The following is a 24,149-nucleotide window of genomic DNA, read 5'->3' on the forward strand; positions in this document are numbered from 1 at the left end:
ACGCCTCGACGGTTCGAGGACGCCTCGGCGCGCGCATCAGGCGCCGGGGGTCAGCAGGCCGCTCTCGTAGGCGGCGATCACGAGCTGGGCGCGGTCGTGGGCCGAGAGCTTGGTCATGATGCGGTTGACGTGGGTCTTGGCGGTGTGCGGGGAGATGACGAGGTCGTCCGCGATCTCCTGGTTGGAGCGGCCGCGCGCGACGAGCAGCAGGACCTCGCGCTCGCGGTCGGTCAGCTGAGCGAACTCCGGCGGCTCGACGAGCGGCGGCGACGCCTGCGGGGCGAGGACGTAGCGGGTGATCAGGCTGCGGGTCGCAGCGGGCGAGAGGAGGCTGTCGCCGGCGTGCACGGCGCGGACGGCGGCGGCGATCTCCTCCGGCTCGGCGCCCTTGCCGAGGAAGCCGCCGGCGCCCGCGCGCAGGGCGGCGATCAGGTACTCGTCCTCCTCGAAGGTCGTGAGGATGAGGACCTTCGTCGCCGCGAGCTCCGGGTCGGCGCAGATCAGGGCGGTGGCGCCGATGCCGTCGAGCTCGGGCATGCGGATGTCCATCAGGACGACGTCCGGGCGCAGGCGGGTCGCGAGGTCGACCGCCTCGCGGCCGGTGCGCGCCTCGCCGACGACCTCGATGCCGCTCTCGCTGCTCAGGATGTCGGTGACGGCCTGGCGGATCAGGGGCTGGTCGTCGACGACGAGGACGGTGGTCATCGCGGGTCCTCCTCCGGAGACGGCATCGACGGGGACGGCATCGGCGCGGTCGGGGATGCCGGCGGGAGCGACGCCGACGGAACGACCGCGGACTGCGGCAGCGGCAGCGACGCAGCCACCCGGTAGCCGCCCGGTGTCGCTCCCGTCACCACCGTGCCGCGGACGGAGGCCACGCGCTCCCGGAGTCCGAGCAGTCCGTGCCCGCTGCCGCGCTCGGGGTCCGGACCCGCGACGGCCGCGACCGGATTCGCCACGACGATCTCGACGCGCTCGTCCGACACCGCGACGAGGACGTGCGCGCGGTGCTCGGCGCCGTGCTTGTGGGCGTTGGTGAGTCCCTCCTGAACCACGCGGTACGCGACGAGATCGGCCGCCCCCTGGACGCGGCCGAGCGCGCCCTCGGTGCGCACGGTGACCTGCAGGCCGTCCTCGCCGAAGCGGCGGACGAGCTCGTCGAGGCGGTCGAGGCCGGGCTGGGGCGCTGTGCCGGCCGCCTCGTCGGTGCGGAGGACCTCGAGGAGGTCGCCGATCTCGCCGAGGACCGAGCGGGCCGCGCTGCGGATCGTGCTGAGCGCCTCGCGCGCCTTCTCGGGCCGGGAGTCGAGGGCGGAGCTCGCGACACCGGCGTTGAGGCTGATCACCGAGATCTGATGTGCGACGGCGTCGTGCAGGTCGCGGGCGATGCGCAGCCGCTCCTCGCTGACGCGGCGCCGCGCCTCCGACTCCCGGGTCTGCTCCGCCCGCTCCGCCCGCTCCGTCACCGCGACGATGTACTCCCGGCGCGAGCGCGTCGCGTCGCCGGCGGCCGCCGCGAAGAGCACCGTGACGGCGTACTGCACGGCCCGGGCGTCGAGCGGGCTCACCGCCGCGCCGACGACGCTCAGGAGCACCACCGCGACCACCGTGACCCCGGTCACGACGAGACCGACCCGGCGGGAGCTGCGGTTCGTCACCGCGAACATCGCGATCGCCGTCGCGAGGACGACGCCCGGCGCGAGCAGGCCGAGGACCGCCGCGGCGGCGGACAGCACGACGATCGCCGCGAGCACCGGGATCGGTCGGCGCCGCCGCAGCGGCAGCAGGACCGCCGGCGCGAGCACGATCGCGAACTCGAGCAGACCCGAGGGCCGCTGAGCGGACCCCTGGAACGGCGCGAACGCCGCGCCGACGACGATCGCGGCCGCGAGGGCGTCGCCGAGCCGGGACCGCAGCCGCGGGTGGGCCTGCATCCGCGGCGTCATCCCCACATCCTGGCGGAGTGCGCGCGCTGCGGCGTCACCCCGCCGCGGTGCTCCGCCTACCGCGACCGCGGTACGGCGGGGACACCCTGCGAGGGACGCGCGATCGGGCGGCGCCGCCCAGGCTGGAGGGGCCGCTCCGGAACCCGCCGGGCGGCGGAGGGAGTCCCATGAGCACGCCCATCATCTCGGTGAGAGACGTCCGCAGGTCGTACGGCCGAGGCCAGAACCGCTTCGAGGCGCTGAAGGGCGTGAGCTTCGACATCCAGGAGGGCGAGAGCGTCGCCATCGTCGGCAAGAGCGGCTCGGGCAAGTCGACCCTGATGCACCTGCTCGCGCTGCTCGACGCCCCCAGCACCGGCGTGGTCGAGCTCGAGGGAGTGGACACCAGCACGCTCAAGGGGCGCCGGCTCGACGTCACCCGCAACCGCACCTTCGGCTTCGTGTTCCAGCAGTTCTTCCTCACGCCGAACGCGTCGGTGCTCGACAACGTGGTGCTGCCGATGAAGATCGCCGGGATCGGCCGGGCGGAGCGCAAGCGCCGCGGCCTCGCCGCGCTGGCCCAGCTCGAGCTCGACGACAAGGCCGGCAGCAGGGCCGTCGACCTCTCCGGCGGGCAGAAGCAGCGGACGGTCATCGCCCGCGCGCTCGTCAACAACCCGCGCATCCTGTTCGCGGACGAGCCGACCGGCAATCTGGACACGACGACCGGCGGGGTGGTCGAGGACATCCTCTTCGCGCTCAACCGCGAGAACGGCATCACCCTGATCGTGGTCACCCACGACGAGGAGCTGGCCGCGCGCTGCGACCGGCGCCTGATGATCCGCGACGGCCTGCTGGTCGAGGACTCCGCGGCGGTGGCCGCATGAAGGCCGTCGACCTGATCGGGACCGCGATCGCCAACACCTTCCGCTCCCGGACGCGCACGCTCCTGACGATCCTCGCGATCTTCGTCGGCGCGTTCACCCTGACCCTCACCAACGGGCTCGGCACCGGCATCAACGCCTACATCGACGACACGGTCGACGGGGTCGGCGCCTCGGACGTGATGACCGTGTCGAAGACCTCCGAGTCGGCGACGGGCCTCGGCTCCGGGCCGGTCGAGTACGACCCGGACGCGGTCGCGAGCGGGGCGGCGGGGCCTCCCGGGCAGACCGTCGTCGCGCTGACCCCGGCCGACCTCGACACGCTCGCCGGAGTCGAGGGCGTGCTCGACGTGCAGGCGGTGAAGTCGATCTCGGCCGACTACGTGGCGGCCGGCGACGACGGCGCGAAGTACGTGATCGGGATCGGCAGCCTCGTGGAGGGGCAGACCGTCCAGCTCGCCGCGGGGGCCGCCCTCGACGACGCGTCGACGCAGCTCCAGGCGGTGCTGCCGGTGTCGTACGTCGAGCCGCTCGGCTTCGCGGACGACGCGGCGGCCGTCGGGACGACGCTGTCGATCGGCATCACCGACGCGCAGCGGACGCCGCACGTGGTCGAGGCGACGATCGTCGGCGTCGCGGAGGAGAGCATCGCGGGAGCGGGCGGGGGCCTCGTCACGAACGACGCGCTCACCGACGCGCTGTTCACGACGCAGAGCGTCGGCGTGCCGGCGGATCAGGTCGACCGCTTCGCCCAGGCGAGCGTGCGCTTCGACGCGGCGGCGGACGACGAGCAGGTCACCGCGCTGAAGGACCGCCTCGCGGACGCCGGCTACACCGGCACCACGGTCGCGGACCAGCTGGGCACGATCAAGGCCGTCGTCGACGGGATCGTGCTGGTGCTCAACGCCTTCGCGGTGATCGCGCTGCTGGCGGCGAGCTTCGGCATCGTCAACACGCTGCTGATGAGCGTGCAGGAGCGGACCCGCGAGATCGGCCTGATGAAGGCGATGGGCATGGGCAGCGGACGCGTGTTCGCGCTCTTCAGCATCGAGGCGGCGTTCATCGGCTTCCTCGGCAGCGCGATCGGCGCGCTGCTGGCGGTGGCGGCGGGGACCGGGCTGAGCGGGGTGCTCTCGGGCTCGCTGCTCTCGGACCTGCCCGGGCTGACCCTGATCGCGTTCGACCCGGTGTCGATCCTGACGGTGGTGCTCGTGGTGATGGTGATCGCGTTCGTGGCGGGGACACTGCCGGCCGCGCGGGCGGCACGGGCGGATCCGGTGCAGTCGCTGCGCTACGAGTAGCACACCGGGGCCTGCCGCTGCAGGACATCGGCTGAGCATGCGGCTCATCGCCGATGGGCGATGACCAGGCGTCTCAGCCGATGTTCTGCGTCCGTCAGCGGCCTCCGGCTGCGCTGCCCTCGTAGTCCGCGTCGGTGATGTGCTCGGCCCAGGCCGTCGTCGTCGCCGGGTCGTCGGCGGCCTCGAGCACGGCGAGGTGCTCCATGAAGACGCCGGGCGCGGAGGCGTGCCAGTGCTCCTCGCCGGGCGGGGTGTAGAGGGTCTGGCCGGCGTGCACCTCGAGGATCGTGCCGTCGCGGCCGCCGAAGCGGGCGACGCCCGAGGTCACGTGCAGGTACTGGCCGCGGGCGTGCGAGTGCCAGGCGGTGCGGGCGCCGGGGGCGAAGCGCACCCGGGCCATCGTGGTGCGCTGGTCGGCGTCGTGCGGCACGACGATGGTGTCGAGCCAGATGTCGCCGGCGAACTGCTCGGGCGGGTTCTTGGCGGTGGGGGTCGTCGGTTCGATGTTCATGAGGGTCCTTCTTCCGCGGTGGCGGCGGGCCGGGCGTCCGCCTCCGTCGCCACGCTAGGCCGGGGTCGGCGCGCGGGACAGGCACTGGCGGTACACGTTCCGGCAGGGCCTCGCTCGCGCGGCGGCCGCTCGCCGGGTGGTGCCGGTCCGACCTCGACGAGCGGAGACGACGAGGCGTACCGGCTGGGCTGAGACGCCCACGGGATCGAGGGTCCGACCGCCGCGCTCAGGCCGCCGGCTGCGCCGCGGGGAGCACCAGGGCCGAGCGGCGGCCGAGCAGCCAGACCGTGAGCGCGAAGCCGCTCAGCGCGGCGCCGGCGATGCAGACCGCGCCCCAGCCGCCGTGGGTCCAGAGGAAGGACGCGAGGGCCGAGCCGAGCGCGCCGCAGACGAAGTTGGTCGTGACGAACGCGGTGTTCAGCCGGCTGCGCGCCGACGGATCGACCTGGAACATCCGCGACTGGACCAGGATGTTGTGGCCCTGGATCGCGACGTCGAGCACCAGGATCGCGACGATCACGGCCACGATCGAGCCGCCTCCGACGCCCGCGATCACGAAGGACAGCAGCACCGCTGCCCAGGCGACGCCGATCGCCGGGAGCGCCAGACCGCGGTCGTGCAGGTGCCCGGCGCGCTGCGCGGCGATCGCACCGGCGAGGCCGATCAGGCCGAAGAGGCCGATCGTGCCGACGTCGAAGGAGAACGGCGGGGCGCTGAGCAGGAAGGTCAGCGACGTCCAGAACATCGTGAAGACGGCGAAGGACGTGCCGCCGAGGGCGAGGCTCCAGCGCACCGAGCGCTCGCGGCGGACGATCGCGAAGACGGAGGCGATCAGGGCCGGGTAGCGCAGGCGGGTGCGCGGCGGGAGCGACGGGATCGCCCGGGCGAGCAGGACCGCGAGCACGACGCCCGCGACCGCCGCGACCACGTAGACGGTGCGCCAGCCGGCGGCCTGGGCGATGAGGCCGCTGATCGTGCGTGAGACGAGGATGCCGGTAAGGATGCCCGAGACGACGGTGCCGACGACCCTGCCGCGGGTGGCGTCGTCGGCGAGGTCGCCCGCGAGCGGGGCGAGGATCTGGCCGGCGACGGTGGTCAGGCCGACGAGCGCGAGGGTCGCGACGAGCACGGCGAAGGTCGGGGCGAGCGCGCAGGCGAGCAGGGCGAGAGAGGCGCAGAGCATCGCGGCGGGGACGAGGACGCGGCGGTCGAGCACGTCGCCGAGCGGGACGAAGAGGAGCACGCCGAGGGCGTAGCCGAGCTGCGTCGCGGTGACGAGCCAGCCCGCGGATCCGGTGCTCGTGCCGAGGTCGGTGGCGAGGAAGTCGAGCAGCGGCTGGGCCCAGTAGAGGTTGCCGACGGCGACGCCGCCCGCGATCGCGAAGAGGAGGGTGGTGCGGCGGTTCACTCGGCGGTCCTGTCGGCGGGGGCGGGGTGCGCGGTCGGAGCGGTCCGGGTCGTCTGCGCGCTCTGGGTCGCCGACCAGCTCGCGAGCAGCTTCAGGGCGTCGTCGCTCGGCGAGCCCGGCTCGGCGCTGTAGATGAGGAAGTCGAGGCCGGGGTCGCCGAGCGGCTCGAACGCCTCGTAGCTGAGGTGCAGGTCGCCGACGATCGGGTGGTGGAAGAACTTGCTGCCGCTGGCGTGGTGCCGCACCTCGTGGGCGCCCCAGCGGGTGCGGAACTCGTCGCTCCGTGTGGACAGCTCGCCGACGAGCGCCTGGAGCTCGGCGTCGTGCGGGGCGCGGCCGGCCTCGGTGCGGAGGATGCCGACGGTGATGTCGGCGGCGGTGCTCCAGACCGGGTAGAACGCCTCCGCCAGCTCGCGCTGCAGGAAGGCGAAGCGGGCGAGGTTGACCGGGCGCTCCGGGAGCGCGTAGAGGTCGGCGTAGAGCGCGCGGAAGAGGTCGTTCTCGACGAGGACGTCGAGCCGGCCGTTGCGGACGAAGGCGGGGGCCGAGGTGATCGACTCGACCGCGAGCCGCATGCTCGGCCGGACGGCGGCGGGCGCGCGCCGGCGGGAGCGCAGCGGCGAGCGCTCGGCGGTGCGGGCGAGATCGAAGAGGTGCTCGCGCTCGGCGCGGTCGAGGCGCAGGGCGTCGGCGAGCGCGGTCAGCACCGACTCGGACGCGCCGCGGAGGTCGCCGCGCTCGAGCCGGGAGTAGTACTCGATGCTCACGCCGGCCAGCTGGGCCACCTCGCTGCGGCGCAGGCCCGGCACCCGGCGGTTGCCGCCGGCGGGCAGCTCGACCTGCTCGGGGGTCAGCCGGGCCCGGCGGGAGGTCAGGAAGTCGCGCGCCTCGGGGTCGTTCGTCATGCCAGTCACGCTACGGCGCGGCGGCGCGCGGAGGGATGCCCTGCGGGGGCACCGGTGCGGCGGGCGGGGGGCGGCGGAGGCCACCTGGGGAGCGGCGGGCGGGTGACCCATGCTGATCGAGTAGCCCGCGCAGCGGGCGTATCGAGATCCGCCCGCATGCAGCACCACTGCCGGAGGACGTGGGTCTCGATACGCCCCTGCGGGGCTACTCGACCAGCATGTGTGCGGGCGTCTCTTCCAAGCAGATCCACCGTCGGCAGAACTCCAGCACGCAGACCCACTCCGCTGGTGACGGCGGGTCGCGCTGCGCCCCTGCGGGCTCCTCGACCGGCAGTCGGTGCGCACAACATCAGCTGAGAGCAGGGTCCCTCCCCTGACAGCGGAGGCCACCCCTTCTCAGCTGATGTTCTGCAGCGCCCGAGCGCTCCCCACCGTTCGACCGCCTCTCTGCTGATCGAGCAGCCCGCGGAGCGGGCCCTATCGAGCGGAGGGGGCGCCTCCGGCGCCATCGCAGGGCGGGGAAGAGGCCGACGTCCTTGGGGTGCGCGGGTCTCGATACGCCCCTGCGGGGCTCCTCGACCAGCATGCAAGGGGGTATGTACGGCCACCGCCGACGTCGTGCGACGGCGAAGGCGTCAGGGGCGGTCGAGGCGGGGGGCGGCGGCCAGGAGGCGGCGGGTGTAGTCCTCGCGCGGGGTGCCGAGGACGGCGGCGGCCGGGCCGGACTCGACGAGGCGGCCGTCGCGCATCACGGCGATGCGGTCGCTCATGTGCGCGATGACGCCGAGGTCGTGCGAGATCAGGAGCAGGGCGAGGCCGTGGCGGCGCTGGAGGTCGTCGAGGAGGTCGAGGATCTGCGCCTGGACGGAGACGTCGAGGGCCGAGACCGGCTCGTCGCAGATCAGGACGTCGGGGCGGGTCGCCAGGGCGCGCGCGATCGAGACGCGCTGGCGCTGCCCGCCGGACAGGGTGCGCGGCGAGCGACGCTCCAGCGACGCGGCGAGGCCGACGCTCTCGAGCAGGGCCGGCACCGACTCCGCCCCGGCATCGCGGAGCAGCCGGCCGACGCTCCAGCGCGGGTCGAACGACGACAGGCTGTCCTGGTAGATCGCGCCGATCCGCGGGCGGAGCGGTCGCCGTGCGCGCTCGGTCGCCGCCGACCACGGGCCGCCGTCGAACTCGACCGACCCGACATCCGGGCGGCGCAGCGCGAGCAGCAGCCGGGCGACCGTGCTCTTGCCCGAGCCGGACTCGCCGACGAGCCCGAGGGTCTCGCCGCGGCGCAGCTCGAGGCCGACGCCGTCGACGGCGGTGCGGGTGCCGCCGCCGGGACGGGGGAAGCGGGTGACGAGGTCGGTCGCGCGCAGCAGCAGCTCGCCGGGCGGCGCGGGCGGGACGACGGGTGCCTCGGGGTCGGTCAGCCGCGAGCCGCGCGGCCGCCCGGCCGGGACCGCGGCGACGAGCGTCCGTGCCTGGACCGACTCCGGCGAGCGCAGCACCCGCGCCGCCGGACCGTCCTCGACGACCCGGCCGTCGGCGAGCACCAGGATCCGGTCGGCGAGCCCGGCGACGACGGCGAGGTCGTGCGAGACCAGCAGCAGCGCCCGGCCGCGCGCCTTCTGCTCGGCGAACAGCTCGAGCACCCGCGCCTGCACGGTGACGTCGAGGGCGGTGGTCGGCTCGTCGGCCACCAGCAGCGGCGGGTCGAGCGCGATCGCGGCGGCCAGCAGTGCGCGCTGGCGGAGTCCGCCGGAGAGCTCGCCGGAGCGGTCGCGCATCCGCTCCTCCGGGTCGGGCATGCCGACGCTCGCGAGCACCTCGGCCACCCGCGCCGACGCCTCCGCCGCGGACAGCCGGGAATGCAGGCGCAGCACGTCGCCGATCTCGCGGCCGATCGGCCGCAGCGGATCGAGGGAGAGCAGCGCGTCCTGCGGCACGAAGCCGACGCCGGCACCGCGGAGGCGGCGCAGCGTCCGCGCGCCCGCGCCGATCACCTCCTGGTCGCCGACCCGGACGCTGCCGGTCGCCGCTCCCCCGCTCAGACCCAGGAGCGCCCGCGCGGTGACGCTCTTGCCCGAACCGGACTCGCCGACGATCGCGACGCACTCCCCCGGCTCGATGCGGAAGGACACCCCGTGCACGACCTCGACGCCGTCGAAGGCGACGCGGAGGTCCTCCACCACGGCGGCACTGCCCGCGCGCGCGGCGTTCACCGAGCGCCTCGCAGTCGGCCGCCGAGGACCGTCGTCGCGAGCGTGGTCAGCACGATCGCGAGCCCCGGGAACACCGTCAGCCACCAGGCGCTCGAGAGGTAGGTGCGGCCCGCGGAGAGCATCGCGCCCCACTCCGGCGCCGGCGGCTCGGCCCCCAGGCCCAGGTAGCTCAGCGCCGAGGCCCAGACGATCGCCTGGCCGACGCCGAGCGTCGCCAGCACCGCGAGCGGGCCGAAGGTGTTCGGCAGGACGTGCGCGAGCAGGATCCGCGGCGCGGAGTGGCCGAGCACCCGCGCCGCCTCGACGTAGCCGGAGTCGCGGATGCCGAGCAGCTGGGTCCGCAGGATGCGCGCGTAGCCGGGCGCGGTCGAGAGGCCGACCGCGACCGTCGCGGGGACGACTCCGGGGCCGGTGACCACGATGACCAGCAGCGCGAGCAGCAGCGCGGGGAAGGCGAAGAGGACCTCGAGGACCCGGCCGATCACTCCGTCGACGAAGCGGCCGCCGAACGCCGCGGCGACGCCCAGCACCGCGCCCAGCACGAGGCCGATGGCGGTGGCGCTGACGCCGATCAGGAGGGAGGCGCCGGCGCCGGAGATCAGGCGGCTCAGGACATCGCGGCCGGATTCGTCGGTGCCGAGGAGGTGCGCGGCTGAGGGCGGGTCGAAGGCGTCGCGCGGGGCGATGGCGAGCGGGTCGACGGGGGCGAGCAGGTCGGGGGCGACGGCCGCGAGCAGCAGGAGGACGACGAAGGCGAGGGCGAGGAGCTCGCCGACGCGGAGGTGGCCGGCGGCCCGGCGCGCGGGGCGGGCGGCGCGCAGCTCGAGCTCGCTCATGCGCGGGCCTCCTGCGGGCGGGCGGCGGCGAGGCGCGGGTCGACGAGGCGGGCGACGAGGTCCGTGGCGAGGGTGACGACGATGTAGGCGAGGGCGGTGACGAGGACCACGCCGGTGACGACGGGGACGTCGCGGACGGTCACCGCGGCCAGCAGCGTCCGGCCGAGGCCGGGCCGGGCGAAGATCGTCTCGACCACCACCGCGCCGCCGATCAGGTAGCCGAACGCCCAGCCCGAGAGCGAGACGCCCGGCAGCACCGCGTGGCGCAGGGCGTGCCGGAGCCGGATGCCGAGCTCGCCCTCGCCGCGGGCGCGGGCCGCGAGCACGAACGGCGACTCCAGCGCGTCGAGCAGGGAGCGGCGCATCACCTGACCGAGGAAGCCGGCCAGCGGGATCGCGAGGGTCAGCGCGGGCAGGACGAGGCCGTTCGCGGAGCCGGTGCTGACCGGCGGGAACCAGCGCAGCGCGGTCGCGAAGACGGCGATCAGCACGGTGGCGAGCCAGAAGTGCGGAAGGGCGGCAGCGGTCAGCTCGAGGCCGGAGCCGATCGCGGCGGCGACCCGGCCGCCGCGGGTGGACCAGAGCGCGGTGGCGAGCGCGAGGATCCAGGCGAGGGTGAGCGCGAGCGCGGCGAGGAGGAGGGTGCCGGGCAGCTGCTGGGCGAGCAGGTCGGCGACGGGGGTGCGCAGGGAGTAGGACGTGCCGAGGTCGCCGCGGGCGAGGCGGCCGAGCTGGGTGAGGTACTGCACGAGCAGCGGCTGGTCGAGGCCGTACTGCTCGCGGACCGCGGCGAGCGCCTCCGGAGACGCCTGCGAGCCGGGGCCGCCGAGGATCGCCTGCGCGGGGTCGCCGGGGATGAGGCGGATGAGGAAGAACACGGCCGTCGCGACCGCCCAGAGCACCACGAGCGCGCCGCCGAGGCGGAGGAGGAGGAGGCGGATCATCGGGCCTCCTTCCTGGGTGCGGGTTCTGGCGGGTGGGTCTCGATACGCCGCTTCGCGGCTACTCGACCAGCATGGAGGCCGCTGCTCGACCGGCGTGCGGATCATGCTGATCGAGTAGCCCTCGCAGAGGGCGTATCGAGATCCACCGTGATCAGGACGGCGGGTCTCGATACGCCGCTCCGCGGCTACTCGACCAGCATGCAGGGCCGCTGCGCGGCTGCTCGACCAGCGCGCTCCGGGCGCGAGCCTCGGAAGCCAGCGGGCGCGGAGCGTCAGAGCCAGGCGTCCGCGAACCAGGGGGTCGAGACGGTGGCCAGGGCGGCGACGCCCTGGACGGCCGAGCGGTGCAGGTAGTGGTTCTGCTGGTCGTAGAGCGGCAGGATCCAGTAGCCCTCGAGCACGATCCGCTGGGCCTGCGAGTAGAGGTCGGCGCGCTCGGTCTCGTCGACGGTCGCGCTCGCCTGCTCGAGCAGGGCGTCGAGGGCGGGGTCGTTCACCTGGGCGTGGTTGGCGAAGTAGCCGCTCGGCGCCGGGGTGATGCCGGAGGACGCGTAGAGCGTGCGCAGGACGTCCGGTCCGACCTTCGTGTACGGCGCGCTGACCAGCTCGTACTCGTTCGCCGCGAGCGCGGTGTACCAGCTGGAGAGGTCGAGCAGGCTGATCTGCACGTCGAAGCCGGCGACCTTCGCCGACGCCTGGATCTGCTCGAACAGCGACTGCTCAGCCGGGATCGACTGGTTGGTGCTGACCGGCAGGCGCAGGACGAGCGGCGCGCCGTCCTTCTCGCGGATCCCGTCGCCGTCGGAGTCGACCCAGCCCGCGGCCGTGAGGAGGTCCTCCGCGGCGGCGATCTCGTCGTCCGAGCCGGCGTCCTCGAAGAGCGACGGATCGGAGTAGGCGGTCGCCTCGCTGCTCGACAGCGGCGAGTACGAGCGCTCGGCGGTGCCGAAGAAGAGGGAGTCGATCGCGTCGTTCACGCCGACGGCGCGGATGAACGCCTCGCGGACGCTCTGGTCGTCGAACGGCGCCTGGCCCGAGTTGAGCTCGAGGCGGTTCACCGAGCCGGGGCGGGGCGCGTCGATCTCGACCAGGTCGGAGGCGTCGGTCGCAGCCGCGAGCGTGTCGGGCTGGGCGTTGTCGATCACGTCCACCTCGCCCGCCTGCAGTGCCGCGTAGCGGGTGGCGGAGTCGGGGATGAAGCGCCAGGTGATGCTCGAGAGGTAGGCGGGGCCGTCGTGGCCCTCGCCGGTCGGGCCCGTGGCGGCGTCGTAGTCGTCGTTGCGGGTGAGGGTCACGTGGTCCTGCTTGACCCACTCCGTCACCGTGAACGGACCGGTGCCGACGGGCGCCTCGCAGTTGGCCTCCTCGCCGCGGGCGATGCCGGTGGGCGACTCGATCGCGGTCCACGGCTGCGAGAGCGACTCGAGCAGGGCGCTGTCGGGGGCACTGAGGGTGAAGCGGGCGACGGTCGGCGAGACGGCGGTGACCGACTCGACCTTCGCGACGGCGAGGTAGCCGGTGGAGGACTTGGTCGCCGGGTCCTGCAGGTGCTCGATGTTCGCGGCGACCGCGTCGGCGTCGAGCGGGGTGCCGTCGGTGAAGGTCAGGCCCTCGCGGAGGGTGAAGTCGTAGCTGAGCGCGTCGTCCGAGACGGTCCACGACTCCGCGAGCCACGGGGTGATGGTGCCGTCGTCGCTGCGCGAGACGAGCGACTCCAGCACCTGGGTCGCGAGCAGCGCCTGCGGGTAGTTGCCGCCGACGTGCGGGTCGAGGCAGGTGGGCTCGGCGTCGCCGGTCGCGTAGGTGAGGACGCCGTCGGCGACCGGGGTGCTGGAGTCTCCCCCGGCGTCGCCGTCGGACGCGGCGGTGCAGCCGGTCAGCAGGAGGGCGGAGGCCGCGAGGGCGGCGAGGGCGGAACGGCGCAGAGTCATGGCGGCTTTCGTCAGGAGGGGGAAGCCGCGTTTCTTGGACCCGGCCCACTAAACGCTACCAGCGCGCTCAGCCTCCGGGCGGAGGTCCCCCGTTCTGCCCGTCTCCGCGAGATGCCACTTGAGTACGCGACACGCCGTGAAAAGCGTGCACAAGTGGCATCTCGCGGGAGGGGGCAGACGCGCGGGTCAGCCGGAGGTCGAGGCGCGGACGACGAGCTCGGGCTGGAAGACGACCTGGCGGGGCTCGGACTCGAGGAGCAGCTCGACGGCGGTCGCGCCGATCAGGGCGCTCGGCTGGCGAATGCTCGACAGCGGCACGATCGTCGCGGTCGCGAAGGCGATGTCGTCGTAGCCGATCAGCGCCACGTCCTCCGGCACCCGCACCTCGCCCAGCAGCATCAGCCCCTGCAGCACGCCGACCGCGAGCAGGTCGTTCGCGCAGAAGACGGCGTCGGGGCGGTCGGCGGGAGCGCGCTCGGCGAGCGTCCGCCCCGCGGCCCGGCCGTCCAGCACGGTGAGCCCCGGCGTCGGCAGCACCTCGAGCGTCGCGCCCGGCACCGCCGCCACGGCCTCCCGCGCCCCGGCGAACCGGTCCTTGACCTGGCGGATCGACTCCGGCCCGCCGACCACCGCGATGCGGCGCCTGCCGAGCCCGAGCAGGTGCTCGACCGCGAGCCGCCCGCCGGCGACGTCGTCGACCGCGACCGACGAGAACGCGCTGTCCCCCGACTCCCGGTCGACGAGCACGCAGGGGATGCCGTGGGCCCGGAGGCGGTCGAGCCGCGCGGACCCCTCCCCCTGCGGCGAGATCAGCACCCCGCTCACCCGCTGCTCCTCGAACAGGTCGAGGTAGGAGTCCTCGCGGTCGGCCTCGGCGTCGGTGCTCGCGAGGAGCACGGAGAGCCCCGCCTCGGCGGCGCGGGCCTGGGCTCCGCGGGCGAGCTCGGCGAAGAACGGGTTGCCGGCGTCGAGCACGACGAGGCCGATGCTGCGGCTGCGCCCGGCGCGGAGCTGGCGGGCCGCGTCGTTGCGGACGAAGCCGAGCTCGGCGATCGCGGACTGCACGCGGCGGACGGACTCGGCGCCCACCTTCTCCGGGCGGTTCAGCACGTTCGAGACGGTGCCGACCGAGACTCCGGCGCGAGCGGCGACCTCGCGGACACTGATGGACGGCACATCGTCTCCTCGGGTCGTCGCGGGTCGCAGGGCTGCGCGCGATCCGGGAATCATCTCATCCGGCGGCACCGCAGGCGTGCCCCCTCTCTGCAGGCCTTTGACAGCCCGGGAAGCGGAGCGATACGCTCGGCCCACGGCGCTGTGAAACGATTCATACGGTGCCGCCCGGTCGGCGTCCGCCGCACGGCCGGATCGCCCCGCACAGAAGGACCCCGCCGTGACCGACCTCAGCCCCGACATCCTCCGCCAGCTCGAGCAGCAGGCGATCGAACTGCCCTCGTGGGCGTTCGGCAACTCCGGTACCCGCTTCAAGGTGTTCAGCACGCCGGGCACCCCGCGGACCATCGAGGAGAAGATCTCGGACGCGGCGAAGGTCAACGAGCTGACCGGCCTCGCGCCGAGCGTCGCGCTGCACATCCCGTGGGACAAGGTGGACGACTACGCGGCGCTGGGCGAGTTCGCCGCGTCGAAGGGCGTCGCACTGGGCACGATCAACTCGAACACCTTCCAGGACGACGACTACAAGTTCGGCTCGCTCACGCACTCCGACCCGGTGATCCGCCAGAAGGCGATCGACCACCACCTCGCCTGCATCGACATCATGGACGCGACCGGCTCGCGCGACCTCAAGATCTGGCTCGCCGACGGCTCCAACTACCCGGGCCAGCAGGACATCCGCGGCCGCCAGGACCGCCTCGCCGACTCGCTCGCCGCGATCTACGAGCGCCTCGGCACCGAGCAGCGCCTCGTCCTGGAGTACAAGTTCTTCGAGCCCGCGTTCTACCACACGGATGTTCCGGACTGGGGCACCTCCTACGCGCACGTCGCCGCGCTCGGCGACCGCGCGCTGGTCTGCCTCGACACCGGACACCACGCGCCGGGCACCAACATCGAGTTCATCGTCGCCCAGCTGCTGCGCCTCGGGAAGCTCGGCTCGTTCGACTTCAACTCGCGCTTCTACGCCGACGACGACCTGATCGTCGGAGCGGCCGACCCGTTCCAGCTCTTCCGCATCCTCTACGAGGTGGTGCGCGGCGGCGGCTACGGCCCGGACTCGCCCGTCGCCTTCATGCTCGACCAGTGCCACAACGTCGAGGACAAGATCCCCGGCCAGATCCGCTCGGTGCTCAACGTGCAGGAGATGACGGCGCGCGCGCTGCTCGTCGACCGCGCGGCCCTCGAGGAGGCGCAGCTCGCCGGCGACGTGCTCGGCGCGAACGGGATCTTCATGGACGCCTTCTACTCCGACGTCCGCCCCGCCCTCGCGGCCTGGCGCTCGGAGCGCGGGCTGCCGGCCGACCCGATGGCGGCCTATGCGGTGTCCGGGCACGCGCAGGCCATTGCGGAGGAGCGCGTCGGCGGCACGCAGTCGAGCTGGGGCGCGTAGGTCTCGGCGGGAACGTGTGCACAACTAAGGCAGGAAGGGCCGATCCGACCGTTTCTCGACGGATTCGGGGCTTCCAGCCTTAGTTGCGCACGGCGGCGGGGTGTGACCGGCCGGCGAGCGGGGTCCTGAGCGCCGTCGGGTCCGGGATCCGAGGGCCGATCGGGCCGTCCGGCTGACAGAGATGAGCTCCGGCTCGCGGAACGAGCTCCGGCACGCTCATTCGCGGCGTTTCGACGAGCCGAAGGTGTTTCCGCGAGCCCGACGTCGCTTCCGCATCCTCCGGCACGCGGAACGAGCCTCGGCACGCAGAATCGGCCCGTTTCCACGAGCCGAAGGTGCTTCCGCGAGCCCGAGGTCGCCGCGGCGTCTTCCGGCACGCAGAAGCAGCTCCGGCTCGCGGAATCACGGGATTCTCGCGAGCCGGAGGCGCTTCCGCGAGCCCGAGGTCGCGTCAGGGGTCAGAGCGCCGACCGGAGTCCGTCGACAAGGTCGTGCTGCGCCTCCCGGCCCGCGCGGGTCGGCACCAGCGGGTACACGTGCAGCTGGCCGACCGCCTCGTGCAGCTCGAACGGCACACCGGCCGCCGCCGCCTTCTCGGCGAGGACGTGCGCGTCGGGGTTCAGGACGTCGCGGGTGCCGGTGTAGACGCTCAGCGGTCCGAGGCCGGCGAGGTCGCCGAAGAGCGGACTGACGATCGGGTCGAGCAGATCGAGCTCGCCGCGCCACTGCTCGGCGAGCACGCGGCCGCCCTGCGTGCCGAGCCACGGATCGCTCGGCTGCACCTCCGGGATGCGCGGGTTGCTCCAGGAGAGATCGAGCGCGGGCGAGATCAGCGTGGTCAGCGGCAGGACGACGCCCTCGTCGCGGAGGGCGAGGGCCGTCGACAGAGCGATCTGGCCGCCCGCGGAGTCGCCGGCGAGCGCCGTCGCGCCGTACCGGTCGAGACTCCGGTGCACCAGCGCACGGACGCCGTCGCGCGCCTCGAGGGCGGTGCCGAACGGGACCAGCGGGTAGATCGGCAGGGTGACCGCCGCAGAGGCCTCGTCGGCGATGCGCGCCGCCAGCCACCAGTGCTGCGGCGCGATCTCGTTGACCCAGCCGCCGCCGTGGGCGTAGACGACCCCGCCGCGGATCCGCCGCGGGCGGATCGTGTAGACCGGCCAGCCGCCGACCTGCTCGACGTCGACGCGCACTCCGGGTCGCAGTCGCGGGGGCGGGCCGTAGCGGGCCGGGCGGAGGGCGTTCTCGCGGATCCGGCGGCGAGCGCCGTCCGCGCTGACGAACGTGCGGTTGGCGCGGGCCAGGCGCAGGGCGAGCGGGACGAGGGCGTCGGGGACGGCGAGGGGCATGCCCCAGCATCTCCCGCGGGGATCAGCGGAGCCTGGGCACTCCGGCGAGCGACGGATGCGGTCGCGGCTCCGCTCGGCCAGGGTGGTGCGATGGACACTGCACCGCTGCTCACCTGGACCCTCGCGCAGGAGATCCCGGTCCCCGCCGACGTCGACTCCCTCCTGGTGGAAGGGGAGAAGGCGGTCGCGTCGTTCCGCACGCTCCGCGACTCCGCCACCTTCACCACGAAGCGGCTCATCGTGCGCGACGCCCAGGGGCTGACCGGCAAGAAGGTCGAGATCTACTCGCTGCCGTACAGCTCGATCAACATGTGGTCGAGCGAGAACGCGGGCACGTTCGACCTCAACTCCGAGGTCGAGCTGTGGACGCGGGCCGGGCACATCAAGGTGAAGCTCGGGCGCGGAGCCGACATCCGGCGGCTGGACTCGCTGCTCGCCTGGGCGGTCCTGCACCAGCACTGACGCGGCGGCGCGTCCGCGAGCCCGGCGTGGCCGGCGTCGTCTCCGGCACGCGGGACGACCGTCGGCACGCGGAAACCAGAAGATTCGGCGAGCCGGAGGTGACTTCGCGAGCCGGAGATCGGACCCATCACGTCCGGCACGTGGAACGGGCCTCGGCTCGCGGAAACCAGCAGATCCCGCGAGCCGGAGCTGACTCAGCGAGCCGGAGATCGGACCCGTCGCCCTCCGGCACGGGAAACGAGCCTCGGCTCGCGGAGATCAGCGGATCCAGCGGGCCGGATGTGATTGCGCGAGCCGGAAGTGGGGCGGGCCTCCAGAATCGGTGGGCGGTGCCGTGGCTCAGTCGCCGCCCCCGCCGCCGCCGCCGTCGGAGCCTCCGCTGTCCGGCGAGCCGCCGTCCGGGGAGCCGCCGTCGTCGGCACGGCCGTCGCGGGTGTCCGATCCGCTCGAGGTGCCGTCGCCCGTCGCGGCGGTCGAGCCGCCGTCCCGTGAGGCCGGGCGCGCTCCCGGTGCACCCGCGCGCATCCGCAGGACGGTCGCGATGACCGATCCGACCACCGCGATGGCGACGACGAGGGCGACGAGTGCCGCGATCTGCTGGTTCTCCACGTCCGGCTCCTGACTGCGTGAGTGAATCCTCAGCGTCACCGTAGCGAGCGGGGCTGGACGAGGGCGACGGGACGGAGGCCGCGCAGAACATCAGCCAGGAGTGGTTCTCGTCGCCGATGGGCGATGACGGACGCTCTCGGCTGATGTTCTGCCGAGCGGACGGGAGAAATCGCCTCGGGGAAGTGGGGGAACCCCATGCTGATCGAGTAGCCCGCGCAGCGGGCGTATCGAGATCCACCAGCGCCAGAAGACGAGTCTGCAGACCTGTCCTGCTGAGGACGGCGGGTCTCGATACGCCCCTGCGGGGCTGCTCGACCAGCATGCAGGGGCGCCTGCGGGGCTGCTCGGCCAGCATGCGGAGGCCGCTCCGGGGCTGCTCGACCAGCATGCGGAGGCCGCTGCGGGGCTGCTCGACCAGCACGGTGGGCCACGACGGCCGCGAGCGCCGGGCGCTACGGTGACCCCATGCCGAGACAGCCGACGATCCGCGACGTCGCGGTCAGCGCGGGCGTCTCGTACCAGACGGTGTCGCGCGTGCTCAACGACAGCCCGCAGGTCCGGCCGCGCACCCGCGACAAGGTGCTCGCGGCCATCGACGACCTCGGCTTCCGGCGCAGCGCCGCAGCCCGGGCTCTCGCGGCCGGCCGCTCCGGGCTGATCGGCATCCTCGCCGCCGAGAGCCACAGCTTCTACGGCACCGCCACGGCGATGGCCGCGATCGAGCAGGCCGCGCGCGACGCCGGCTACCGGGTGCCGGTGGTCAACGCGGCGCCCGACGCGGAGTCGCTGGCCGCCGCGCTCGAGCACCTCCAGCGCGAGGCGGTCGAGGCGATCGTCGTGCTCGCGCCGCAGGAGCGCGCGCTCGAGGCGATCGAGAGCCTCGCGATCGGAGTGCCGTTCGTCACCCTCGGCGCGGCGGGGCGCGGGGCCGACCCGCGGCTCCTCGTCGACCAGGCCGCGGGTGCGCGGCTCGCCGCCGAGCACCTCCTCGCGCTCGGCCACACCCGGATCGCCCACCTCGCCGGCCCGCAGCACTGGGTGGAGGCGCACGCCCGCCTCGACGGGTTCACCGCGCGGATGGCGGAGGCGGGGCTGGAGCCGGCCGCGGTGATCGGCGGCGACTGGACGGCGGAGTCCGGATACCGGGCGGGGCTGCGGCTGCTCGACGAGGTCGCCGACCTCACCGCGGTGGTCGCCGGGAACGACCAGATGGCGCTCGGGCTGCTGCACGCCTGCGCGGACCGCGGCGTGCGCGCGCCCGAGGACCTGAGTGTCGTCGGCTTCGACGACGTGCCCGAGGCCGCGCACTACCGGCCGCCGCTGACGACGATCCGGCAGGACTTCGCCGAGGTCGGCCGCCGCACGATCGGCGTGGTGCTGGCGGAGCTGCGCGGCGAGCCGGCCGCCGTCGACCGGCCGGTGCCGCCGGTGCTGGTGGAGCGGGACTCGACACGGGCGGTCTGAGGCGGGGGTCCGGCGGATGGCGGGTCTCGATACGCGCCCTGCGGGCGCTACTCGACCAACATGAAGCTCGCGCCCTGCGGGCGCTACTCGACCAGCATGGAGATCGCGCGCCACATGCTGGTCGAGCAGCCGCGCAGCGGCGCAGCGAGACCCGCCGACCGCGCCCCGCGCTTGCCGACGGCGCGCGCCTTCGCCTACGCTGGCCCGTGGCTTTGTGAACGGTCACATGGCCCTCAGCGAGGAGTGCAATGGACCAGCGACGGCCCCCCGCCGAGGCGATCACGAGCGGCGCGACCGCCCTCGGGATCGAGCTCGGCTCCACCCGCATCAAGGCCTGCCTCGTGGACGCGGCCGACCCGTCCGTGGTCCTCGCCGTCGGCAGCCACGAGTGGGAGAACCGGCTCGTCGACCGCCGCTGGACGTACTCGCTCGACGCCGTGCACGAGGGGCTCCAGGCCGCCTACGCCGACCTCGTCGCCGACGCCGAGAAGCGCCACGGCGCGCGCCTCACCACGGTCGGGGCGCTCGGCGTCTCCGCGATGATGCACGGCTACCTCGCCTTCGACGCGGAGGGTGAGCTCCTCGTCCCGTTCCGCACCTGGCGCAACACCAGCACCGGCCCCGCGTCGGCCGAGCTGACCGAGCTGTTCGGCGCGAACATCCCGCTGCGCTGGTCGCTCGCGCACCTGCACCAGGCGGTCCTCGACTCCGAGCCGCACGTCGAGAGGATCGACTTCCTCACCACCCTCGCCGGCTACGTGCACTGGCGCCTCACCGGCGAGAAGGTCCTCGGAGTCGGCGACGCCTCCGGCATGGTCCCGACCGACCCGGCGACCCGCGACTACGACGAGACCGTCCTCGAGCGCTACGACGCCCGCGTCGCCGGCACCCTGCCGCCGCTGCGCGAGCTGCTGCCCGCCGTCCTCCCCGCGGGCGCCGCGGCCGGCGAGCTCACCGCCGAGGGCGCGCTGCTGCTCGACCCGACCGGCGCGCTCCAGGCCGGCGTGCCGTTCTGTCCGCCTGAGGGCGACGCCGGCACCGGCATGGTCGCCACCAACTCCGTCGCCCCGCGCACCGGCAACGTCAGCGCCGGCACGAGCATCTTCGCGATGGTCGTCCTGGAGCGCCCGCTCGAGAGCGTGCACCACGAGCTCGACCTGGTCGCGACTCCGGCCGGCGACCTCGTCGCGATGGTGCACTGCAACAACGGCGCGAGCGAGCTCGCCACCTGGGTCGGCCTGTTCTCCCGGTTCGCCGCGGCCTCGGGCGGCCCCTCCGACAGCGACGCCGTCTACGGCACCCTCTTCGCAGAGGCGCTCGCCGGCGAGGCCGACGCGGGCGGGCTCCTCGCCTACAACCACCTCGCCGGTGAGCCGATCGCCGGGCTCGTCGAGGGCCGCCCGCTCGTCGTGCGCACCCCCGACTCGCGCCTCACGCTGGCCAACTTCATGCGCGCGCAGCTCTACGGCGTGTTCGGCACGCTCGCGCTCGGCATGCGCGTGCTGGCCGGCGAGGGCGTCGTGATCGACGAGATGTTCGCCCACGGCGGCATGTTCCGCACGGCCGGAGTCGCCCAGCGCTTCCTCGCCGGAGCGCTCGACGCCCCGGTCTCGGTCGCCGCGACCGCCTCCGAGGGCGGCCCCTGGGGCATGGCGGTGCTCGCCGCCTTCCGCCTGCAGGAGGGGACGACCCTCGACTCCTACCTGACCGAGCAGGTCTTCGGCGACGCCGGCTTCGAGACGGTGGCGCCCGACAGCGCCGACGTCGCCGGCTTCACCGCCTACCTCGAGCGCTACCGCGCCGGCCTCGCCGTCGAGCAGACGGCCGTCGACACCCTCACCACGCAAGGAGACACCGCATGACCGACAGCACGACCGCTGCGCCCGCCGGGTTCGGCCCCGAGGTCGAGGCGGCGATCGCCCGCGTCCGAGAGGACGTCGCCCGCCTGCACGCCGAGCTCGTCCGCTACGGCCTCGTCATCTGGACCGGCGGCAACATCTCCGGCCGCGTGCCCGGCGCCGACCTCTTCGTGATCAAGCCGAGCGGCGTCTCCTACGACGACCTCGCGCCCGAGAACATGATCCTCTGCGACCTCGACGGCACCGTCGTCCCGGGCAGCCTCGGCTCCGAGCGCAGCCCGTCCAGCGACACCGCCGCGCACGCCTACGTCTACCGCGAGATGCCCGAGGTCGGCGGCCAGGTGCACACGCACTCCACCTACGCCACCGCCTGGGCGGCCCGCGCCGAGGCGATCCCCTGCGTCATCACGGCGATGGCGGACGAGTTCGGCGGCGAGATCCCGCTCGGCCCGTTCGCGATCATCGGCGACGACTCGATCGGCCGCGGCGTCGTCTCGACGCTCACCGGGCACCGCTCGCGCGCCGTCCTGATGCAGAACCACGGCGTCTTCACCATCGGCAAGGACGCGAAGGACGCCGTCAAGGCCGCGGTGATGACCGAGGACGTCGCCCGCACCGTGCACATCGCGCGCCAGGGCGGCGAGCTCGTCCCCATCCCGCAGGAGTCGATCGACGCCCTGTTCGACCGCTACCAGAACGTCTACGGACAGAACCCCACCGGAGCACTCGCATGACCCGCAGCATCATCCCCGACCTCGCGACCCGCACCGTCTGGTTCCTCACCGGCAGCCAGGACCTCTACGGCGAGGACACCCTCCGCCAGGTCGCCGAGCAGTCGCAGGCCGTCGTCGCGCAGCTGAACGAGTCCAGCGACATCCCCGTCACCGTCGAGCGGAAGCCGGTGCTGAAGAGCTCCGACGCGATCCGCCGCACGATGATCGAGGCGAACTCCGACGACTCCGTCGTGGGCGTCATCACCTGGATGCACACCTTCAGCCCCTCGAAGATGTGGATCCACGGCTTCGACGCGCTCGCCAAGCCGCTGCTGCACTTCCACACCCAGGCGAACGTCGCCCTGCCGTGGCAGGACATCGACTTCGACTTCATGAACCTCAACCAGGCCGCGCACGGCGACCGCGAGCACGGCTACATCCTCAGCCGGATGAGCGTGCCGCGGAAGACGGTCGTCGGCCACGCGAGCGACTCCCGGGTCACCGAGTCGATCGGCATCTGGTCGCGCGCCGCGGCCGGCTGGTCGGCCTCGCAGAGCATGAAGGTCGCCCGCTTCGGCGACAACATGCGCAACGTCGCCGTCACCGAGGGTGACAAGACCGAGGCCGAGATCCGCCTCGGCGTCAGCGTCAACACCTGGGGGGTGAACGAGCTCGTCGAGCGCGTGGACGCGGCGACGGACGCCGACATCGACGCGCTGGTCGCGGAGTACGTCGAGAGCTACGACGTGGTGCCCGAGCTGCTCCCCGGCGGCGAGCGCCACGAGTCGCTCCGCTACGGCGCGGCGGTCGAGATCGGCCTGCGCTCGTTCCTGGAGGAGGGCGGCTTCGAGGCGTTCACCGACAGCTTCGAGGACCTCGGCGGGCTGCGTCAGCTCCCGGGTCTCGCCGTGCAGCGCCTGATGGCCGACGGCTACGGCTTCGGCGGCGAGGGCGACTGGAAGACCGCCGTCCTCATCCGCATCGCCGCGGTGATGGGCGCCGGCCTGCCCGGCGGCACCAGCCTGATGGAGGACTACACCTACGACATGACGCCCGGCGAGGAGCTCATCCTCGGCGCGCACATGCTCGAGGTGTCGCCGTCGCTGTCGTCGAAGCGCGCGTCGCTCGAGATCCACCCGCTGGGCATCGGCGGCCGCGAGGACCCGGTGCGCCTGGTCTTCACCGCCGACGCCGGCGACGCGGTCGTCGTCGCGCTGAGCGACGTGCGCGAGCGCTTCCGCCTGGTCGCGAACAAGGTGACCACCGTCGAGCCGCCGCAGACGCTGCCGCACCTCCCGGTCGGCCGCGCCGTCTGGCAGCCCGCCCCCGACTTCGGCACCAGCGCCGCGGCCTGGATCACGGCCGGCGCCGCGCACCACACCGTCATGACGACGCAGATCGGCCTGGAGGCGTGGGAGGACTTCGCCCGCATCGCCGGCGTCGAGCTCCTCGTCATCGACGAGTCGACCACCCTCCGCGGCTTCGAGGCCGACATCCGCTCGAACGCGGCGTACTACCGCCTCGCGCAGGGGCTGTAGGGACACTGCACGACCGACGGCCGGCTCCCCACGGGGGCCGGCCGTTCGTGCATTCCCGGGGTCGCCTGATCAGCGGAGGACGCCCTGCATGCTGGTCGAGTAGCCCCGCAGGGGCGTATCGAGACTCGGCGTCGCTTGCACGGTGGGACTGCAACACCGATGTCTCGGTGACGGTGGATCTCGATACGCCCGCTGCGCGGGCTACTCGATCAGCATGAAGAGCCTGCGGCGCTGCACAACATCAGCTGAGAAGGGGTGGCCTCCGCTGACGGGCGAGGGACCCTGCTCTCAGCTGATGTTGTGCGGACCGCATGCTGGTCGAGTAGCCGCGCAGGGGCGTATCGAGACCCGACGTCGTCAGAACGACGGGGCTGCAGGCCGAGGTCTCGGCGACGGTGGATCTCGATACGCCCGCTGCGCGGGCTACTCGATCAGCATGAAGGGCCGCTCGATGAGCATCGAGCCTGCGGCGCTGCACAACATCAGCTGAGAAGGGGTGGCCTCCGCTGTCAGGCGATGCCCCCTGCCCTCAGCTGATGTTGTGCGGACCGCATGCTGGTCGAGTAGCCGCGGAGCGGCGTATCGAGACCCGACGTCGTCAGAACGCGGGACTGCAGGCCGAGGTCTCGGTGACGGTGGATCTCGATACGCCCGCTGCGCGGGCTACTCGATCAGCATGAGAGGAGGGGCGCGGCGCCAGCCGCTCGATCGCGCCGGCCGCTCGATCACCGGCG

Annotated in this window: 20 protein-coding genes; 8 read left to right on the top strand and 12 right to left on the bottom strand. The window is 73.5% G+C overall.

Annotation, left to right across the window (positions count from 1 at the left end):
• Positions 1-36 precede the first annotated feature (36 nt).
• Both MT351_RS09700 and MT351_RS09705 read right to left on the bottom strand, forming a co-directional pair.
• Positions 37-705, bottom strand: a complete 669-nt coding sequence (locus tag MT351_RS09700) for a response regulator transcription factor (RefSeq protein ID WP_132436930.1) — start codon at positions 703-705, stop codon at positions 37-39.
• Positions 702-1,946: a sensor histidine kinase gene (locus MT351_RS09705; protein WP_243582059.1), complete on the bottom strand. Its 1,245-nt coding sequence runs from the start codon at positions 1,944-1,946 to the stop codon at positions 702-704. Before MT351_RS09705 ends, MT351_RS09700 begins: the two co-directional genes overlap by 4 nt.
• A gap of 167 nt (positions 1,947-2,113) precedes the next feature.
• On the opposite strand from MT351_RS09705, the gene MT351_RS09710 reads away from it, so the two are divergent.
• Both MT351_RS09710 and MT351_RS09715 read left to right on the top strand, forming a co-directional pair.
• Positions 2,114-2,812: an ABC transporter ATP-binding protein gene (locus MT351_RS09710; protein ID WP_123446839.1), complete on the top strand. Its 699-nt coding sequence runs from the start codon at positions 2,114-2,116 to the stop codon at positions 2,810-2,812.
• Positions 2,809-4,110, top strand: a complete 1,302-nt coding sequence (locus MT351_RS09715; RefSeq protein WP_243582060.1) for an ABC transporter permease — start codon at positions 2,809-2,811, stop codon at positions 4,108-4,110. Before MT351_RS09710 ends, MT351_RS09715 begins: the two co-directional genes overlap by 4 nt.
• Positions 4,111-4,204: 94 nt before the next feature.
• Here the strand turns inward: MT351_RS09715 and MT351_RS09720 are convergent, their stop codons facing one another.
• From MT351_RS09720 to MT351_RS09755, 8 genes are all read right to left on the bottom strand, one after another.
• Positions 4,205-4,621 carry a cupin domain-containing protein gene (locus MT351_RS09720; RefSeq protein ID WP_243582061.1) on the bottom strand — a complete coding sequence of 139 codons (417 nt, stop codon included), beginning with the start codon at positions 4,619-4,621 and terminating at the stop codon, positions 4,205-4,207.
• A 226-nt stretch (positions 4,622-4,847) separates the two neighbouring features.
• Positions 4,848-6,029: an MFS transporter gene (locus MT351_RS09725; RefSeq protein WP_243582062.1), complete on the bottom strand. Its 1,182-nt coding sequence runs from the start codon at positions 6,027-6,029 to the stop codon at positions 4,848-4,850.
• On the bottom strand, positions 6,026-6,934 hold the full coding sequence (locus MT351_RS09730; RefSeq protein WP_159421965.1) for a helix-turn-helix transcriptional regulator: 909 nt from the start codon (positions 6,932-6,934) through the stop codon (positions 6,026-6,028). Before MT351_RS09730 ends, MT351_RS09725 begins: the two co-directional genes overlap by 4 nt.
• Positions 6,935-7,569: 635 nt before the next feature.
• Positions 7,570-9,147 (bottom strand): ABC transporter ATP-binding protein, encoded by a 1,578-nt coding sequence (locus tag MT351_RS09735; RefSeq protein WP_243582063.1) that lies wholly within the window; start codon positions 9,145-9,147, stop codon positions 7,570-7,572.
• Positions 9,144-9,983, bottom strand: coding sequence for an ABC transporter permease (locus MT351_RS09740; RefSeq protein ID WP_243582064.1), 840 nt, complete (start codon positions 9,981-9,983; stop codon positions 9,144-9,146). Before MT351_RS09740 ends, MT351_RS09735 begins: the two co-directional genes overlap by 4 nt.
• Positions 9,980-10,927 carry an ABC transporter permease gene (locus tag MT351_RS09745; protein ID WP_123736581.1) on the bottom strand — a complete coding sequence of 316 codons (948 nt, stop codon included), beginning with the start codon at positions 10,925-10,927 and terminating at the stop codon, positions 9,980-9,982. The genes MT351_RS09740 and MT351_RS09745 overlap by 4 nt, the downstream gene beginning before the upstream one ends.
• Positions 10,928-11,199: 272 nt before the next feature.
• Positions 11,200-12,858 carry an ABC transporter substrate-binding protein gene (locus tag MT351_RS09750; protein ID WP_243582065.1) on the bottom strand — a complete coding sequence of 553 codons (1,659 nt, stop codon included), beginning with the start codon at positions 12,856-12,858 and terminating at the stop codon, positions 11,200-11,202.
• A 186-nt stretch (positions 12,859-13,044) separates the two neighbouring features.
• Positions 13,045-14,034, bottom strand: coding sequence for a LacI family DNA-binding transcriptional regulator (locus MT351_RS09755; RefSeq protein WP_243582066.1), 990 nt, complete (start codon positions 14,032-14,034; stop codon positions 13,045-13,047).
• Positions 14,035-14,251: 217 nt separating this feature from the next.
• Here MT351_RS09755 and rhaI point away from each other — a divergent pair, with 217 nt between their 5' ends.
• Positions 14,252-15,421, top strand: coding sequence for an L-rhamnose isomerase (gene rhaI / locus MT351_RS09760; protein ID WP_243582067.1), 1,170 nt, complete (start codon positions 14,252-14,254; stop codon positions 15,419-15,421).
• A 458-nt stretch (positions 15,422-15,879) separates the two neighbouring features.
• Here the strand turns inward: rhaI and MT351_RS09765 are convergent, their stop codons facing one another.
• Positions 15,880-16,770, bottom strand: coding sequence for an alpha/beta hydrolase fold domain-containing protein (locus MT351_RS09765; RefSeq protein ID WP_132436910.1), 891 nt, complete (start codon positions 16,768-16,770; stop codon positions 15,880-15,882).
• A gap of 90 nt (positions 16,771-16,860) precedes the next feature.
• Between MT351_RS09765 and MT351_RS09770 the strand changes: the two genes are divergently transcribed.
• Complete coding sequence (locus MT351_RS09770) at positions 16,861-17,232, top strand: PH domain-containing protein (RefSeq protein WP_123446854.1); 372 nt, start codon at positions 16,861-16,863, stop codon at positions 17,230-17,232.
• A 339-nt stretch (positions 17,233-17,571) separates the two neighbouring features.
• Here MT351_RS09770 and MT351_RS09775 read toward each other — a convergent pair whose 3' ends face one another.
• Positions 17,572-17,841: a hypothetical protein gene (locus MT351_RS09775; RefSeq protein ID WP_123736320.1), complete on the bottom strand. Its 270-nt coding sequence runs from the start codon at positions 17,839-17,841 to the stop codon at positions 17,572-17,574.
• Between the two features lie 465 nt (positions 17,842-18,306).
• Here MT351_RS09775 and MT351_RS09780 point away from each other — a divergent pair, with 465 nt between their 5' ends.
• From MT351_RS09780 to araA, 4 genes are all read left to right on the top strand, one after another.
• Complete coding sequence (locus tag MT351_RS09780) at positions 18,307-19,305, top strand: substrate-binding domain-containing protein (protein ID WP_132436908.1); 999 nt, start codon at positions 18,307-18,309, stop codon at positions 19,303-19,305.
• A gap of 248 nt (positions 19,306-19,553) precedes the next feature.
• Positions 19,554-21,167, top strand: a complete 1,614-nt coding sequence (locus tag MT351_RS09785) for a xylulokinase (RefSeq protein WP_243582068.1) — start codon at positions 19,554-19,556, stop codon at positions 21,165-21,167.
• Positions 21,164-21,898, top strand: coding sequence for an L-ribulose-5-phosphate 4-epimerase (locus MT351_RS09790; RefSeq protein WP_123446858.1), 735 nt, complete (start codon positions 21,164-21,166; stop codon positions 21,896-21,898). The genes MT351_RS09785 and MT351_RS09790 overlap by 4 nt, the downstream gene beginning before the upstream one ends.
• Positions 21,895-23,415 carry an L-arabinose isomerase gene (gene araA, locus MT351_RS09795; protein WP_243582069.1) on the top strand — a complete coding sequence of 507 codons (1,521 nt, stop codon included), beginning with the start codon at positions 21,895-21,897 and terminating at the stop codon, positions 23,413-23,415. Before MT351_RS09790 ends, araA begins: the two co-directional genes overlap by 4 nt.
• Positions 23,416-24,149: the final 734 nt, after the last annotated feature.

The sequence above is a fragment of the Rathayibacter sp. VKM Ac-2926 genome (assembly GCF_022815565.1).
Taxonomy (GTDB): Bacteria; Actinomycetota; Actinomycetes; order Actinomycetales; family Microbacteriaceae; genus Rathayibacter; species Rathayibacter festucae.